We start from the raw sequence: 15,458 nt of genomic DNA, 5'->3' as shown, positions 1-15,458 counted from the left end.
ATTCTTTATTAAGCTTTGTTAAATACAGAAGGCGGTTGAAACCGCTACCGACTTATCCCCATGTCTAAAGCCAGGGGCTTGCGTCTCGCTCTTTGGTCAGTCAGCGTCCAGGTCAATACTGACGGTAAAAAAGTTTTAGGTATCGATCATGGTATCGATAATTGGTTAACCTGTGTCAGCAATGCGAACACAAGCTTTATTGTTGACGGAAAACATTTGAAGTCTCTAAATCAGTGGTATAACAAGCGAGTAGCTGCATTGATGGGTGGAAAGCCTAATGGCTTTTGGTCGCATCAATTAGCACGATTAACTGAAAAGCGCAATCGTCAAATGCGTGATGCGGTAAATAAAGCGGCCAAAACAGTTATCAATCACTGCCGAGAAAACCAAATTGGTACTGTTGTTTTTGGCTGGAATAAGGGTCAAAAAAATGGCGTAAATATGGGAGTAAAAATTAATCAGAAATTCGTACAAATTCCTACTGGTAGATTGAAAACTAGAATCTCTCAGCTCTGCGAAAAGTATGGAATTCGATTTACAGAAACAGAGGAAAGCTACACATCAAAAGCTTCATTCGTTGACAATGACTTCCTGCCTACAATCGGTGCAAAACCCGATGGGTGGAAAGAGTCGGGTAGACGAATTAAGCGTGGATTGTATCGAACTGGTTTACAAAACTGGTGTATTAACGCCGACTGCAATGGTGCAGCCAACATTATGCGAAAAGTAGCGACAATGCTAGGTTTTGACCTTAGCGGAGTTGGTAGAGGTGTCTTGACAGCGCCATTAAGGATTGCCATTTGGTAGTGTCTTAAGAATCCCCGTGCGTTCACGCCGGGGAGTGTCAAACTAAGCGCTGCTAACAGAAATTCGGTGTTCTCGGCAAGTTCGATCGTAAATATGATTTAATTCCACAGCCAAGCAAATCTCACCCCGCAGCCATAGCGGTACAACTGGAAGCGTGGAACCCACAGCTAAGTTTTCCTGCCAAATATCTAGGCATTGGTTGCCGTCTCGCTCGATCGGGCGATAAGCTGTAGCATAGAGATCGGCGTCGAAGGGCGAAGCAATTCCTCCCACTAGACGGGCTAACAATTCATTGTGAAGATTTGCCTTCCTAACCGTCACAACATCAACTATTACCAACCCAATTCCCTGTCGCAAATACGTCTCGCACTTTGACACAAAAGCACAGCGATGACTAGAACGATCTTTGTTGGCAGGACTTACTAATTCAATTGCACCTGCTAAAACCGGGCCACCTTCTGTGTTAAAAATATTGACTTGCACAGATTCTGCCACAGGTAAAAAAGGCACGCTTTGTGCTGGGGGCGACATCCAATTGTTTGGTAAATCTATTGGCAAATTAATTACCGTCTCTGGACAATCAAAGTCCGGTAGAGGTTCCTCAAAAGCTGCTACATCAATTTCAATTTCAAACTGCACGTTGGGTTCTGCAAAATAACCTTCGGGTAATTTGGCATTCAAGTCAGATGCAATATAAGTCGCCCAAGCATTGTGAAAGGCGTGCCAGTGACGGCGCGCTGACAGCGGCGGGCGGAAATGATCTTGTAGCACCATATTTTTTTAAGTTAGGGCTAATTAAAATTATAATGTCTAATCGTTGGCAATAACTCAGCAGCAGGCGGAAAGATGAATTTGGTAAATGACAAGGATATTGTCAAACAGTATTTTAACTCGACGGGCTTCGATCGCTGGCAGCGAATTTACGGCGACGGCAAAGTCAATAAAGTGCAGCTAGACATCCGCACCGGGCACCAGAAAACGGTGGATACAGTGCTTAGCTGGCTGCAAGCTGACGGCAATTTGCGCGGGCTTTCAGTCTGCGATGCCGGCTGTGGTGTTGGATCTCTCAGCATTCCTCTGGCTGAGGCTGGGGCAATTGTTTGTGCTAGCGATATCTCTGAAAAGATGGTAGCAGAGGCTTATGATCGATCGACAGCCGTTCCCGGCAAGATGTACAACATCTCTTTCGCCGCCCAGGATTTGGAAGCTTTAACCGGCAAATTTCACACGGTTATTTGTTTGGACGTGCTGATCCACTATCCTCAAAGTAAGGCTGCGGAAATGATCGCTCACCTAAGTTCGATCGCCCAATCGCGACTAATTCTCAGTTTTGCCCCCAAAACTTTAGCACTTACCGCGCTCAAAAAATTTGGCGAACTTTTCCCCGGCCCGAGCAAAACTACCCGCGCTTACCAGCACCGCGAAGCTGATATTATCAAAATCCTAGAAAGCAACGGTTTTGTTGTTAAAAGAACAGCCATGAATAGCACTAGCTTTTACTATTCGCGCTTGCTGGAAGCTGTACGCAAATAAACTAGAAATATCTGCAAAAAGCTGATTTATCATAAATAGGGTGTGCAGTACGTAGTTGCGCTTGGGCGCTCTTTCATGAAAGAGCGCCCAAGCGCAACTACGTACCTAGAGGAGCGATCCATATTCTGGGATTCATTGATAGGGAAACCGCAGATAAACGCAGATGATTTAAATATAGTTTGTGAATGAATCCAACTCAAGTATATTTATGTTCACCAATTACCAATTACCAATTGCCCATTAAAAAAATATTATGTCAACGCTAATCCTAACGCGCATTTTCATAGCAGCCGCAGCCGTATTCGGAGGTTTGTCGGTTGCGGGCGGGGCTTTTGCCTCCCACGCTTTGAAAAATCAATTGACCGATCGAGCTTTAGGCATTTTTGAGACCGGCGCCCGCTATCAAATGTACCACGCCCTGGCTTTATTACTCGTCGCTTTATTATTAAGCCGCGCCCCAGAGTCTGAAACCTTTTTTGCAGTGGCTGGATGGGCTTTTATTGTCGGCACAATCGTCTTTTCAGGCAGTTTGTACGCGCTGAGTTTGACTGACATCAAATGGCTGGGTGCAATTACCCCCTTGGGAGGAGTTGCTTACATTGTAGGTTGGGGATGTTTGGCAGTTGCTGCTTGGAGTTTTAAATAGAGATTGGCAATTACCAATGCCAAATCCCTCCGCGAGAACTCCGCTTTTCGACCCCATGCCCTATGCCCTATGCCCTATGCCCTATGCCCTATGCCCAATTCCCTAATTGTCAAAGACATCGCTGGAAAACATATCTGTCACAGTCCGCAAGTAAGGTAAAAATACCATAACATCGGCAGCCGGGAGGCGATCGGATATTTCCCAAAACAAAATTAGCAGCATATCCTGCACTAATTCCCAACTTACATGAAGTCTCGGGTACAGCATCACGCAGATTGGAAACAATTCTTGCTGTACCGGGCGAATGCTTTCTTCCAAAACGCACCAGCACAAATAACTTTGAAAAATCTCGACATCCCGAATGCCAGAAATTTTGACCTGCGGATCGGTCAAATAACCGCTGCTGCTGCGGTATCCTGGATGCTGGGAACTAGCCCGAGCGTACACTGCACTAGCAATCTGAGTTGTCTGCTGCAACAAATGCTGAACGGCTAAGAGAGCTTTTGAATTCGGGGTATGATCCGCCGCAGCCTCGTTAATCTCTCCGTGGGGAATGTGCAGATAGTCATCTATAACTTTTAAGTAGGGTGCAAATTCCGATCGCTCTGACTCCGAAAGGCATCCTAACAAGATTTTGCTAGTGTATTGAAACTCCAACGTCACAAATCCCAGCACTAACGGATCTGTGTCTGAGTATTTCCGTCTTACTTGGACAATATCTTTTCCCACCAGCACTGACAAGCGGAAAACAGGTTCCCTATCGCCGTAAGCGTCTATTGCTTTCCGATATAAGCTGCGAGTGTCGGCGACAATTTCTTCTTGATTAATTAAGCTAGGATCGATCGCGTGTCGCTCTATTTGTTCCCCTAAAACAGTCTCTACTTTATTCCAAGCTATCTGGCTGGCAACTTTCAGAGTATCTGTCAATTTGTCAACTATTTTGGCTCGATTGCCATCAAAATTGCTTAAATCTCGGCTCTCGGAGATTTGCTGATGTGTTTGGTTTTCTCGTCCCGCTACTGTACTGTAATATTTTTTTGCCCAGCTAACTGCCAAGGAAGAAATGCTAACTCCTTTAGCCCCTGGGATCTTGTGAATGTCCGATTCCGTAATAGCCTGTGACGCAAAACTGTCGTCCTGTTGCAGTTCGTCGCCCACCGATAAAAACTTTGAAGATAGTTGTGAAATACCAGCCATGAGAAACCTCGTTGTTTTATAAAGCCGTACCCGATCGATTCCCCTAATTTTTAAAGTTACTAAATATAATCTTCTGCATTTATACCCTGACAGTCATCCGCCATTGTGCTTAAAACTATGAGCCATTTGGCTGCACTGCATCCATCCTATATAACTTGCACGTTAATAACGCTATTTATTGTGCGCTCGATCACAGTCACTATGCGATCGTAACCGATTTTTTTTCTTTACCTGTAAAGACGGCAAAAATAAATTCAATTTGTTTTAAAAGCTCAGAATTAAACTCTAGTCTGCCTTGAAAAAACTGCTCTTTGAGATATTTTATCTTTGTTTTGTCGCTTATGTCGATCGCCCTACGTTCTCAAAGAATCTAGGCTACATCACGATCGAGCGGTGACTTTGATTGATTTATTTTTTTATGTGAAGCCCAAAAAATTTGTCTGACATTCGTTAGGAAACCTTAACACATTCAACGAGCGGCATTTATAAATAAATTATTAAATTTGAGATAACAATCAGATTTATTTGATTTTCGTTAATGCCATTGTCAGCGCGGTTTCTTGCGCTCAGTTTTTTTAGATTCCCGATCGCCCAACCACCATTCAAAACCGGAATCTCGATCGACTCACCAGATCGTCCCCACACTCTACAAACTCTGGCTAGTTGAAGTCCTCTGCCGGAAGAGGTACCTTCCCCCTACAACGATAGGAGTGGGTTTCAATGCCTCACGGGCGATCGATCGTTACAAACAGGACAGGGAGTGCATCTTTAAGGCGATGCCTTTCGGGTAGGATTAGTAGGACGAGAGGAAGTGGATAAAATGAGCGCCAGCAATTCAACAGAAGAAATCAAGTTCGGAACCGATGGGTGGCGGGGACTGATTGCCCATGACTTTACTTTTGCCAACGTGCGAAAAGTCACCCGGGCGATCGCCAGCTACCTCGAAACCGCTTACACCAAAGACCGTCCAGTGCTAGTATCCTACGATACCCGCTTTTTGGCAGACGAGTTCGCCCGCACATCGGCGGAAGTCTTGGCAGATTTGGGATGGACGGTGATGGTAGTCGATCGAGATTGTCCGACACCAGTTATCGCCTACAGCGCCAAGCATCTCAACTCCGCAGGAGCCCTGATGTTCACGGCTTCGCACAATCCCGCACCTTACTGCGGCATCAAATACATCCCCGACTACGCAGGGCCGGCAACCCCGGAAATTACGGATACCATTGTGGCAAATATTACTGGTGCTTCTGATGCCCCAGCCATAGGCAGCCACAACGATAAAATCTCCACTTTTGACCCGAAACCTGAATATCTGAAGTTTCTTTATACTTTGATTGATGTGGAGCGGATTCGCTCTGCTAAGTTGAAGGTGAAGTACGACGCTCTTTATTCGACTTCTCGCGGCTATCTCGACGGTGTTTTGGAACACTGCGGCTGCGATGTGGAAAGTTTTCACACCTACCGCGACGTGCTGTTTGGGGGCGGAATGCCTGAACCCAAGGGCGAACAGTTAGTCGAGTTGGTGGAAGCTGTTAAGAAGGATTCAGCCGATTTAGGTTTGGCTACGGATGGCGACAGCGATCGCTTTGGTATTGTTGATGAGTTGGGTAATGTCTTGACTCCGAATACCGTGTTGTTGCTGTTGGCGCGTCACTTGGTTAAGAATAAAGGCTTGACTGGGGCGATCGTCCGTACCGTCGCAACTACCCACTTGCTAGATAATATGGCCGCCAAATACGGTTTAACAATCTACGAAACCGCAGTCGGCTTTAAATACATCGGCGAAAAGATGCGAGAAACAGCCGTACTCATCGGTGGCGAAGAGTCTGGCGGTTTGAGCGTTTTGGGTCATATCCCCGAAAAAGACGGGATTTTGGCTGATATGCTAGTTGCTGAGGCGATCGCCTACGAAGGCAAACCGCTATCTCAGCTAGTAGAAGAAGCCATCAAAGAAGCCGACGGCCCCCTGTACAACAAACGCTTGGACTTACACCTAGAAGAAGCGCACAAAGCAGCCGTTTTGGACTCTTTTACCAAGAATCCACCCACGGAAATAGCGGGTATTGGCGTTAAGGAAATCGGCCGCAAAGACGGGATTAAACTGTATCTTGAAGACGGCGGTTGGGTATTGCTGCGGCCTTCGGGAACGGAACCTTTGATGCGCGTTTACATGGAAACCAACTCTGTGGAAAAAGAAACCAAAGTTGCCGAGTACATGGAAAAGGTAATTGCCAAGTTAGAACCTGCTTAAGTTTCAATTTATCCTAATGCGGGGTTTTTCTCCTAAGCTTTGAGATTGTAGGGTGCGCGCCGCGCACCTTACGTATTTTTGATAGATCTTGCCAAGCTTATGAACATTATATATCTGGTATTACTTCGTTTCCAATTACTTAAATTATCTGCGTCGCATCTGTGTTTATCCGTCTGACATCTGCGGTTTCTGTACCAATCAAAGACTTATGCAATCGGTATATTAATCATCAATACTTGTCCGCCACCATTGACAAACAAATCAAAATTATCAGTATTCGATCGCACTTTAAAATCTTTCCATCAAATCTTTTTCTTGGGAATAAACATCTCGTAGCTGTTGCAGCCCTGAAGCAGAAATCACCGATTTAAGTTTAGCTACCAACATTCCCCACTCCAGCAAGCTGTCAACTGACACAGCCTCTTTGAACTTGTGCGTATAGAATTTAGTCCAAAATCCCGGTGCTAGCTTGCTTTTCCAGCGTTTGTACCATCTGCCAAAATCTTGAGGGGAAGGCGGATTGACTCGTAAGATTGGGGGAAAATCGGCGTAGCTGACAAACCGGCTGATGCCTTTGGCGTGGACATACACCATGTAGCGGCAGCATTCGATCCGGTAAATGTCGTCTGTTGAGATGTTGAACAGCAGTGCTACTGTGTCTTCTGTGACGAATCTCGCCAGCGGATGCAGGATTGGAGATTTGTGAATTATCTTGGATTCTGCGATCGTCCGCGATTTTGCCGGAGTTTCTGATATCATGGCTAGTATACCTCTGGATATGGTTAGTAGACTTCTGGATATGGCAAATGCGCTTTTGATAGAAAGAAATAATCTGTCTAGATTGAGTTTTTAAGACGATCGCCCTTTAGTTTTCGAGGCCGGGGGGCGATCGCTCTTTACATATACAATTATACGACGCAATTGCATCAACTGTCAAGCATGGGTTTAGTCAGGCTAAAAATTCGGGAACTAGCTGCTGAGAAGGGCTGGACGCTTAAGGAAGTATCCGATCGTTCTGGGGTAATTTATAGCACCGTCAGAAGCTATGCTCGTCGTCCTGAAATGGCAATGGTTGACTTTACTTGCCTGCGGAGGTTAGCTCGAACTTTTGATGTGATGATTGAGGATTTGGTTGAGGTTTTGGAGGAATAGGGCGATCGCTCTTAGTTGTCCAGACGTGAGCCGATCGCTTTTTCAGATATCTAATATTAAACGACAGCAGATTGTCATTTGTCAAGTAAGTATGAGTAAAGGCTTAGTGAGGTTGCGGATTCGGGAGTTTGCAGACCAGAATGGCTGGACACTTAAGGAAGTTTCAGATCGATCGGGCGTTGGTTACAGTACCATTAGGAACTACGCCCAATGTCAAGGCATGACAACCGTTAACTTTGCCTACCTGCACAGGTTAGCTCGGACTTTTGATGTGATGATTGAGGATTTGGTGGAGATTTTGGAGGAATAGGTCGATCGACCTTTCTACCTTTCCACTATAAACCTCACGCTGCGTCTTGTCAAGACGCGCTTAAACGTTTTGCAACGCAGCTAGAAACTCAGCTTAAAGGTGCTAAGATTTAGTCAAAGTTGTTAATCTCCCGTTAGTTTTGTGACTAGAGCCAGTACCGCGATCGGAGTCAGCCCCATCATCAAGGATATAGTGCAGAAAAAGGCGCTAGCAACCCGACTAACGCTGAAGGAAATTATATATGTCGGGATGCTGGCGATCGACGAGTTGGACGAAAAGCGCCTGCAAGAGTTGGCGGACAAGGTGCATCAAATGCAGGTAAATGGAGAGATTTGAGGGGTTGAGGGCGATCGGGCTTTTGGTGAAAAGAGGGGAATGCGATTCAGTCCGCTCCTACAGAATAGTTGTGCCGCTGTCAAGGATTGTAGTCCATTAAGCTCAAATATTTCAAGCCAATCCAATCACCGCGTGCGGTACAGCCAAACTTGTATCCGCATCCTACATCCCAGAAGCAAAACATATATTGTTTTTGGTCTTGCAGGTATTCATGCACTAACTGATTAGTAGGTTCCTCCTCAGAAAAGTCAAGATAATTTATATTGAAATAGTAAATGTCATCATCCAAAAACTTGCCTACCTTCAGAGCTTTTTCAATTGCTGTAGCTTCCTCAGAAGCTGCTGTACAAAAAATCTGATGATGGTGGCTGTATTCGTTGTAGTAACCAGTTACTTGAATAGGTTTAAATTTGGCAATAATTTTGCAAATTTTATCATGTAAATCTTGTGTTACCAAGCTTGGTGAGTCACAGGAAGTTAGTGATGCGAAAGCTGGATGATATGATAACTCGTATCGATTCCAAACTTGATCCGGAACGGTAGGAGCAAGACAAATCCAGTCCGAATCTGGAGTTTGACCAACAATTATATAAATCTTAAATTGGCCCGACCCCCGACGATAGTTGAGGCTACTTTGAATACTCCTCAAACTGTAAACTTTAAGATTCTGCAAACTATTTTTTAAGAAGTATGCTAAAGCATTGTAATACTGGAAATGCTGTGATTGTAAATATGGATTCCAGGATTTATCTTTACGTTTTCGTCGAGGTGGTGCGTATTCATAGCCAGGATATTCCTTGGGGTCAATGGGCAATCCACGTCGCTCGATCCCTTTCCACGCTGTAATCGCTCGATCTAAGTCTGCAAGCTGAACAAAGCCTTCTGAGACTAAAAGATTCCAGGCATTTAGGCTTCCTCTACGCTCTGTATCCCACCAAAATGGGTTCAAACTTTTCGCATAGTTTTTGAACTTGTTGATTAGTTCCTCTGTCTCAGGGTGCATATGACTATGTGAACTACCTAAATCCTCATGTTAAAGATAGAGAATGCGATCGTACTTTTATTCCTGCTTGACAGACTCAGCCAACCGCTTCGCATTCTCCCGCCGATAAACATTAATCGGACTGTTGCGAATATCAGCTTCAACCATTGCAATTAGTTCATCTAGTGTTTGAGTCCAAGCTTCCAGCATTCGGTTGCTGTCCCGAAGCATAGCAACAGTTTGCTTAACTTTCTCTGGATCGGGGAGTTTGGGTGTTTCACTCATGGCAGGTTAAAATCTCTTTTCGCTTCCTGGATAGTGGCTTCGATCGCATCGGCGTCAGCTTCTGCTTGCTCAATAGTTTGACCTACTGAATTCGGCGTAGCAGAAGAAAATTATCTAAAGATTTGCCATATCTGCTGTGTTGACAACCAAATTACAGCGATCGCTCCCAAGTATAATGTCACAATATCAAAACCTAAAAGGGTTTCCAATTCTTTCAAAGTAATGGCTCGGTATATCAAGCTACAACTTGATATAATCGCTGTTGTAGCCAAAGCTAAATTCATAAAGTCTGCCAACTTGAAAACAATAGGTCTACGGCGAACATATAACGAACTGATACCTAAAACTATGGTCACAAATGTTAAACAAGCCCAGCTAGAGACTAAAATTTGGTTCTGACTCATTTAACATCCCTACTATCTTCTGTCCTATCGGACGATCGAGAATTTCTCCCGTACCACAATCCAAGGGCAGCACCAGCTACAGCACCGGGTACAGCACCAGGTATTCCAACCACCATATTTCCGATTAAAGCACCGCCTGATGCCCCAACAATCATCTGATTTCCAATGGTCTGAATAAGTTTTTGTCTGTTCTCCGTTTTATCATCTGAAATAGTCCCTAATTCTTGACAAATCGCTTTCATTTCGGCTGCAAATTCTGCATCTTCATACATTGCCACTTGTAAATACACAGCAACTTGCTGCAAATCAGATTTTGAACCATGTTCAGCAGCAAATATAGCACTTCCTGCTTTTGGGTTTTCTTTTAACTTATCGGTAATCCTTTGACGCAACCGACTTATTGTAAGGTTTTGGCTTTCGGTGAGTTCACCCACAGCAACTTTAGGATCAGAGGGGAAAGCCCATAAGACGAGGTTAATGACGATTAAATTCAATGATTCCATAAAAATTTTATAACTTTTAACACAATTTTGTCTGCTTCTATTGTACAAAATTCCACAATAAAATTCAAAAAATCCCCCGCCCGAAGGCAGGGGATTTAATTTAATTACCTAGAAACCAGAGTTCAGAGTTATCCGAATTTCCCGGCCGTCGAGGCAATTACAAAGGCTGCGTAAGTGAAGACGTTGCCCACAGTAAAGTGAACTAAGCCAACCAAACGACCTTGGACGATCGACAAAGCAACAGGCTTGTCTTTCCAGCGAACCAAGTTGGCCAAAGGAGTGCGCTCGTGAGCCCAAACCAAGGTTTCGATCAACTCTTGCCAGTAACCTCTCCAAGAGATCAGGAACATGAAACCAGTTGCCCAAACTAGGTGTCCGAATAAGAATATCCAGGCCCAGACAGACAGGTTGTTAGTACCATACGGGTTGTAACCGTTGATCAACTGAGAAGAATACAGCCAGAGGTAATCGCGGAACCAGCCCATCAGGTAGGTAGAAGACTCATTGAACTGAGCCACATTACCTTGCCAGATGCCTAGGTGCTTCCAGTGCCAGTAGAACGTTACCCAAGCTAGGGTGTTCAACATCCAGAAGACAGACAGGTACATCGCATCCCAAGCAGAGACATCGCAGGTACCGCCACGGCCGGGGCCGTCGCAAGGGAAAGCATAACCGAAGTCTTTTTTGTCCGGCATCAGCTTAGAACCGCGTGCATCCAGAGCGCCCTTGACCAAAATCAAGGTGGTGGTGTGCAAGCCAAGTGCGATCGCATGGTGAACCAAGAAATCGCCAGGTCCGATCGCCAAGAACAGAGAATTTGTACTACTGTTGATTCCTTCCAACCAGCCTGGGAGCCATACGTTGCCGTAGTTTGGCCAAGCAGTCGCCGCAATGCTGTCTGGGTTAGAAAGTAGCACGTCCATGCCGTACAGAGCCTTCCCGTGAGCAGCTTGGATGAACTGTGCGAACACTGGTTCAATCAAGATTTGCTTTTCAGGAGTTCCGAAAGCGACTACAACGTCGTTGTGAACATACAAGCCGAGAGTGTGGAAGCCCAAGAACAGCGACACCCAGCTCAAGTGAGAGATAATCGCTTCTTTGTGCTGCAACACGCGATCGAGCACGTTGCCTTTATTAGCTTCAGGATCGTAGTCCCGCACCAAGAAGATAGCTCCGTGGGCGAAAGCACCGACCATGATGAAACCAGCAATGTACTGGTGGTGCGTGTACAACGCAGCCATTGTCGTATGATCCTGCGCTATGAAAGCGTAAGGAGGCATCGCGTACATATGCTGAGCGACCAAGGAGGTGATTACACCTAAAGCAGCGAGGTGAAATGCCAGTTGGAAGTGCAGCGAGTTGTTGTAGGTTTCGTAAAGGCCTTGGTGAGGCAGGTTGAACTGACCTTCACTCTTACCGCCTACCAAACCAGCTTTTGAATCCAACATCTCTTTGATGCTGTGACCGATACCGAAGTTAGTCCGGTACATATGACCGGCAACGATAAACAGAACTGCGATCGCCAAATGGTGATGAGCAATGTCTGTGAGCCACAGGGATTCTGTTTGAGGGTGGAAGCCGCCCAAGAAAGTCAGAATTGCAGTTCCAGCGCCTTCGGCAGTACCGAATACGTGGCTTGCTGCATCTGGGTTCTCGGCGTATACGCCCCAATTACCAGTGAAGAACGGAGCCAAACCAGCCGGGTGAGGAGGGGTAGACAAGAAGTTTTCCCAACCTACGTGCTGTCCGCGAGATTCGGGGATAGCAACGTGAACCATGTGACCAGTCCAGGCCAAAGAGCTGACACCGAACAAACCAGCCAAGTGGTGGTTGAGGCGAGATTCAGCATTCTTGAACCAAGACAAGCTCGGGCGGTACTTCGGCTGGAGGTGCAACCAACCTGCGAACAGCATGACAGAAGCCAACAGTAGCAAGAAGATAGCTCCTTGATACAAGTCGCCATTTGTCCGAACCCCTTGGGTGTACCACCAGTGGTAAACACCAGAGTAGGAGATGTCCACTGGGTTAGAAGCGCCCGCTTGAGTGAAAGCTTCTACTGCTGGAGCACCGAATTGAGGGTCCCAAATCGCGTGAGCGATCGGGCGGACGTTTAGAGGGTCTTTAATCCACTGTTCAAAGTTACCTTGCCATGCTACGTGGAACAGGCTGCCCGAAGTCCACAAGAAAATGATTGCTAGGTGGCCGAAGTGAGAAGCAAAAATCTTTTGGTAAAGATTTTCTTCGGTCATGCCATCGTGGCTTTCAAAGTCGTGCGCTGTGGCAATCCCGTACCAGATCCGCCGTGTGGTCGGGTCTTGGGCAAGGTCTTGGCTAAATTTTGGAAATTTCGTTGCCATAAGCCTTGATTAATCCTGAATCCTGAACGTTGAAGAGGTTCGGTTCCGAGGTTTGGATTCTGGGTTTGAGATTGCTCCCAAATCCTGAATCCAAAACCTAAAGGTAGTTTACCCTACCGAGATGATTCGCGCTAGGAAAAATGCCCACGTAGTGACAATTCCTCCTAGGAGGTAGTGAGCTACGCCCACAGCCCGACCTTGAGTAATGCTCAGAGCGCGAGGCTGAATGGAAGGAGCTACCTTGAGCTTGTTGTGAGCCCAAACAATGGACTCAATCAGTTCTTGCCAGTAGCCGCGGCCGCTGAACAGGAACATCAAGCTGAAGGCGAACACGAAGTGTCCAGCTAGGAACATCAGACCGTAGGCCGACAGTGCCGAACCGTAGGACTGAATTACTTGAGAAGCTTGCGCCCACAAGAAGTCCCGCAGCCAGCCGTTAATCGTGATCGCACTTTGTGCGAAGTTGCCGCCGGTGATGTGAGAAATTGTGCCGTCTGGCGATACTGTTCCCCACACGTCCGACTGCATTTTCCAGCTAAAGTGGAAAATCACGATCGAGATGCAGTTGTACATCCAGAACAAGCCGAGGAACACGTGATCCCAACCAGAAACTTGGCAGGTACCGCCACGGCCTGGGCCGTCGCAAGGGAACCGGAAGCCTAAGCTGCCTTTGTCAGGAACCAAGCGAGAACTGCGTGCGAACAACACGCCTTTCAAAAGAATCAGAACTGTAACGTGAATGGTGAAAGCGTGGATGTGGTGGATCATGAAATCCGCCGTACCCAACTCGATCGGCATCATCGCTATTTTGCCACCGACTGCTACTGCACCGCCGCCAAAAGCGTGGCTGACGATTTCCATAGCATTAGGCGCTGTGTTACCTGGTGCCAAAGCGTGGATATTTTGTACCCATTGGGCAAATATCGGACGCAATTGGATACCGGTATCTGAGAACAAATCTTGAGGACGACCGAAAGCTCGCATTGTATCGTTGTGAACGTACAAACCGAAGCTGTGGAAGCCTAAGAATATGCAAACCCAGTTAAGGTGAGAGATGATTGCATCTCTATGGCGGAGTACGCGGTCGAGCAAGTTATTAACGTGCTGAGCCGGATTGTAATCCCGCACCATGAAAATTGCTGCGTGAGCTGCTGCTCCAACAATCAGGAATCCGCCAATCCACATGTGGTGGGTGAACAGGGATAGCTGAGTTGGGTAGTCAGTCGCGATGTACGGATACGGAGGCATCGCGTACATATGGTGAGCCACGAGGATGCTGATAGAGCCCATCCAGGCCAAGTTCCACGACAGTTGGGCGTGCCAAGACTGCGTGAAGATTTCGTACATCCCCTTGTGGCCTTCGCCAGTGAAGGGGCCTTTGTGAGCTTCCAAAACTTCTTTGAAGCTGTGGCCAATGCCCCAGTTAGTACGGTAGAAGTGTCCGGCGATGATGAACAACACTGCCAACGCTAAGTGATGGTGTGCTGTATCGCTCAGCCACAAACCGCCTGTGGTGGGGTTCAGACCACCTTTGAAAGTCAGGAAGTCGCTGTAGGCGCCCCAGTTGAGGGTGAAGAAGGGCGTTAAACCTTGAGCAAAGCTGGGGTAGATGTCAGCCATCAAGGCTGAGTTGAAAAGCCACTCGTGTGGCAGTGGGATATCGGCAACTGTTTTAATCAGTTTGCCACCTACTGTCAACGGTGAGCCTGCATCGATCGCGTCCATGCAAGCGTTGATCGGCAGAGCAACGTGAATTTGTTGTCCTGCAAAGCCCAAGCATCCGCAGCCTAGCAAACCTGCCAAGTGGTGGTTCATCATCGATTCTACGTTCTGAAACCATTCCAGTTTCGGAGCGCGGACGTGATAGTGGAACCAACCGGCAAATAGCATCAGGGCTGCCATTACCAAGGCGCCGATCGCAGTGCAATATAGCTGGTATGAGTTAGTGATGCCGTTGGCGCGCCACAGTTGGAACAAACCAGAGGTGATCTGAATCCCGTGAAAGCCGCCGCCTACATCTGCATTTAAAATTTCTTGACCAAAAATCGGCCAAACCACTTGAGCGCTGGGCTTGATGGCTGTAGGATCTGTCAGCCAAGCTTCGTAGTTGGAGAATTTAGCGCCGTGGAAATATGCGCCGCTCAACCATACGAAAATTACTGCCAAGTGGCCGAAGTGAGCGCTAAAGATTTTGCGCGAAACGTCTTCTAAATCACTTGTATGACTGTCGAAGTCGTGAGCGTTAGCGTGGAGGTTCCAAATCCAAGTGGTGGTTTTTGGCCCCTTAGCTAGAGTGCGATCGAAATGACCTGGTTTTGACCACTTCTCGAAGGAAGTTGGAACCGGATCTTTATCGACTACTACTCTAACTTTTACCTCTCGCTCTGGAGGACTAATGGTCATGAAGACTCTCCTCTCGATAAGACAAGGAACGAGAACTGAATACTGTATCTGACACTCCCCACGCTTAATTAGGCGGGGGATTCTCGGTTCCCCGAAACAGCTTGCACTTCGCTCTTTCCAGAGTTACACGCAGGTCGATCGTCTCCCCAAGCATTTTGCTTCTTTGTAAAGAAGCCAGTTCCCCAGTGTCGCTAACAATGTCCCTGGGTACTGCCAACTCTTCTCGCCAGAGCTGCCGATCGCCTCCTTGATTCAGGTTTGATGCGGCTGCTCCTTTTGAGGGAGTTTT

Annotated in this window: 16 protein-coding genes; 8 read left to right on the top strand and 8 right to left on the bottom strand. The window is 46.7% G+C overall.

What is annotated here, in order from left to right:
* Nucleotides 1-60: 60 nt before the first annotated feature.
* The gene (locus JGK14_RS04665) at nucleotides 61-807 is read left to right on the top strand and encodes an RNA-guided endonuclease InsQ/TnpB family protein (RefSeq protein ID WP_325314809.1); all 747 of its coding nucleotides are present in this window, start codon (nucleotides 61-63) and stop codon (nucleotides 805-807) included.
* Nucleotides 808-849: 42 nt separating this feature from the next.
* On the opposite strand, the gene JGK14_RS04660 is transcribed toward JGK14_RS04665, so the two are convergent.
* A complete protein-coding gene (locus JGK14_RS04660; protein WP_293176764.1) occupies nucleotides 850-1,581 on the bottom strand; it encodes a DUF4058 family protein in 732 nt (243 codons plus the stop codon).
* A 72-nt stretch (nucleotides 1,582-1,653) separates the two neighbouring features.
* Between JGK14_RS04660 and bchM the strand changes: the two genes are divergently transcribed.
* A complete protein-coding gene (bchM, locus tag JGK14_RS04655; protein ID WP_293176766.1) occupies nucleotides 1,654-2,340 on the top strand; it encodes a magnesium protoporphyrin IX methyltransferase in 687 nt (228 codons plus the stop codon).
* A 253-nt stretch (nucleotides 2,341-2,593) separates the two neighbouring features.
* Nucleotides 2,594-2,986, top strand: a complete 393-nt coding sequence (locus tag JGK14_RS04650; protein WP_293190086.1) for a DUF423 domain-containing protein — start codon at nucleotides 2,594-2,596, stop codon at nucleotides 2,984-2,986.
* Nucleotides 2,987-3,088: 102 nt separating this feature from the next.
* On the opposite strand, the gene JGK14_RS04645 is transcribed toward JGK14_RS04650, so the two are convergent.
* Nucleotides 3,089-4,183, bottom strand: coding sequence for a hypothetical protein (locus tag JGK14_RS04645; protein WP_293176772.1), 1,095 nt, complete (start codon nucleotides 4,181-4,183; stop codon nucleotides 3,089-3,091).
* A 560-nt stretch (nucleotides 4,184-4,743) separates the two neighbouring features.
* Between JGK14_RS04645 and JGK14_RS04640 the strand changes: the two genes are divergently transcribed.
* Nucleotides 4,744-4,974, top strand: a complete 231-nt coding sequence (locus JGK14_RS04640) for a hypothetical protein (RefSeq protein ID WP_325314808.1) — start codon at nucleotides 4,744-4,746, stop codon at nucleotides 4,972-4,974.
* 29 nt (nucleotides 4,975-5,003) lie between these two features.
* Nucleotides 5,004-6,437 (top strand): phosphoglucomutase/phosphomannomutase family protein, encoded by a 1,434-nt coding sequence (locus JGK14_RS04635; RefSeq protein WP_293176776.1) that lies wholly within the window; start codon nucleotides 5,004-5,006, stop codon nucleotides 6,435-6,437.
* A gap of 288 nt (nucleotides 6,438-6,725) precedes the next feature.
* On the opposite strand, the gene JGK14_RS04630 is transcribed toward JGK14_RS04635, so the two are convergent.
* Nucleotides 6,726-7,196: a hypothetical protein gene (locus JGK14_RS04630; protein WP_293176780.1), complete on the bottom strand. Its 471-nt coding sequence runs from the start codon at nucleotides 7,194-7,196 to the stop codon at nucleotides 6,726-6,728.
* 180 nt (nucleotides 7,197-7,376) lie between these two features.
* Between JGK14_RS04630 and JGK14_RS04625 the strand changes: the two genes are divergently transcribed.
* From JGK14_RS04625 to JGK14_RS04615, 3 genes are all read left to right on the top strand, one after another.
* Entirely contained in the window at nucleotides 7,377-7,589 is a 213-nt protein-coding gene (locus tag JGK14_RS04625) for a helix-turn-helix domain-containing protein (RefSeq protein WP_193974409.1), read from the top strand.
* Nucleotides 7,590-7,680: 91 nt separating this feature from the next.
* Nucleotides 7,681-7,899: a helix-turn-helix domain-containing protein gene (locus tag JGK14_RS04620; protein WP_293190082.1), complete on the top strand. Its 219-nt coding sequence runs from the start codon at nucleotides 7,681-7,683 to the stop codon at nucleotides 7,897-7,899.
* Nucleotides 7,900-8,040: 141 nt separating this feature from the next.
* Nucleotides 8,041-8,235 (top strand): hypothetical protein, encoded by a 195-nt coding sequence (locus tag JGK14_RS04615; protein WP_293190080.1) that lies wholly within the window; start codon nucleotides 8,041-8,043, stop codon nucleotides 8,233-8,235.
* Nucleotides 8,236-8,314: 79 nt separating this feature from the next.
* On the opposite strand, the gene JGK14_RS04610 is transcribed toward JGK14_RS04615, so the two are convergent.
* The 5 genes from JGK14_RS04610 to psaA form a co-directional block, all read right to left on the bottom strand.
* Complete coding sequence (locus JGK14_RS04610; RefSeq protein ID WP_293202922.1) at nucleotides 8,315-9,238, bottom strand: nuclease A inhibitor family protein; 924 nt, start codon at nucleotides 9,236-9,238, stop codon at nucleotides 8,315-8,317.
* 57 nt (nucleotides 9,239-9,295) lie between these two features.
* Complete coding sequence (locus JGK14_RS04605) at nucleotides 9,296-9,502, bottom strand: hypothetical protein (RefSeq protein WP_293176789.1); 207 nt, start codon at nucleotides 9,500-9,502, stop codon at nucleotides 9,296-9,298.
* 400 nt (nucleotides 9,503-9,902) lie between these two features.
* The gene (locus JGK14_RS04600) at nucleotides 9,903-10,409 is read right to left on the bottom strand and encodes a DUF6861 domain-containing protein (RefSeq protein WP_293176791.1); all 507 of its coding nucleotides are present in this window, start codon (nucleotides 10,407-10,409) and stop codon (nucleotides 9,903-9,905) included.
* Nucleotides 10,410-10,537: 128 nt separating this feature from the next.
* Nucleotides 10,538-12,766, bottom strand: coding sequence for a photosystem I core protein PsaB (psaB, locus tag JGK14_RS04595; RefSeq protein ID WP_293176793.1), 2,229 nt, complete (start codon nucleotides 12,764-12,766; stop codon nucleotides 10,538-10,540).
* A 108-nt stretch (nucleotides 12,767-12,874) separates the two neighbouring features.
* Nucleotides 12,875-15,169 carry a photosystem I core protein PsaA gene (gene psaA, locus JGK14_RS04590; RefSeq protein WP_293176795.1) on the bottom strand — a complete coding sequence of 765 codons (2,295 nt, stop codon included), beginning with the start codon at nucleotides 15,167-15,169 and terminating at the stop codon, nucleotides 12,875-12,877.
* Nucleotides 15,170-15,458: the final 289 nt, after the last annotated feature.

The sequence above is a fragment of the Microcoleus sp. PH2017_28_MFU_U_A genome (genome assembly GCF_020738035.1).
Taxonomy (GTDB): domain Bacteria; phylum Cyanobacteriota; class Cyanobacteriia; order Cyanobacteriales; family Microcoleaceae; genus Microcoleus.
The sequence above is the reverse complement of the archived record's forward strand: the minus strand, read 5'-3'. Positions and strand labels throughout refer to the sequence as shown.

Excerpts from the sequence above, each read along its gene's own strand:
- JGK14_RS04665 (WP_325314809.1), top strand. The coding sequence starts at position 61 with ATGTCTAAAGCCAGGGGCTTGCGTCTCGCTCTTTGGTCAGTCAGCGTC.
- JGK14_RS04660 (WP_293176764.1), bottom strand. The coding sequence starts at position 1,581 with ATGGTGCTACAAGATCATTTCCGCCCGCCGCTGTCAGCGCGCCGTCAC.
- bchM (WP_293176766.1), top strand. The coding sequence starts at position 1,654 with ATGAATTTGGTAAATGACAAGGATATTGTCAAACAGTATTTTAACTCG.
- JGK14_RS04650 (WP_293190086.1), top strand. The coding sequence starts at position 2,594 with ATGTCAACGCTAATCCTAACGCGCATTTTCATAGCAGCCGCAGCCGTA.
- JGK14_RS04645 (WP_293176772.1), bottom strand. The coding sequence starts at position 4,183 with ATGGCTGGTATTTCACAACTATCTTCAAAGTTTTTATCGGTGGGCGAC.
- JGK14_RS04635 (WP_293176776.1), top strand. The coding sequence starts at position 5,004 with ATGAGCGCCAGCAATTCAACAGAAGAAATCAAGTTCGGAACCGATGGG.
- JGK14_RS04630 (WP_293176780.1), bottom strand. The coding sequence starts at position 7,196 with ATGATATCAGAAACTCCGGCAAAATCGCGGACGATCGCAGAATCCAAG.
- JGK14_RS04625 (WP_193974409.1), top strand. The coding sequence starts at position 7,377 with ATGGGTTTAGTCAGGCTAAAAATTCGGGAACTAGCTGCTGAGAAGGGC.
- JGK14_RS04620 (WP_293190082.1), top strand. The coding sequence starts at position 7,681 with ATGAGTAAAGGCTTAGTGAGGTTGCGGATTCGGGAGTTTGCAGACCAG.
- JGK14_RS04610 (WP_293202922.1), bottom strand. The coding sequence starts at position 9,238 with ATGCACCCTGAGACAGAGGAACTAATCAACAAGTTCAAAAACTATGCG.
- JGK14_RS04605 (WP_293176789.1), bottom strand. The coding sequence starts at position 9,502 with ATGAGTGAAACACCCAAACTCCCCGATCCAGAGAAAGTTAAGCAAACT.
- JGK14_RS04600 (WP_293176791.1), bottom strand. The coding sequence starts at position 10,409 with ATGGAATCATTGAATTTAATCGTCATTAACCTCGTCTTATGGGCTTTC.
- psaB (WP_293176793.1), bottom strand. The coding sequence starts at position 12,766 with ATGGCAACGAAATTTCCAAAATTTAGCCAAGACCTTGCCCAAGACCCG.
- psaA (WP_293176795.1), bottom strand. The coding sequence starts at position 15,169 with ATGACCATTAGTCCTCCAGAGCGAGAGGTAAAAGTTAGAGTAGTAGTC.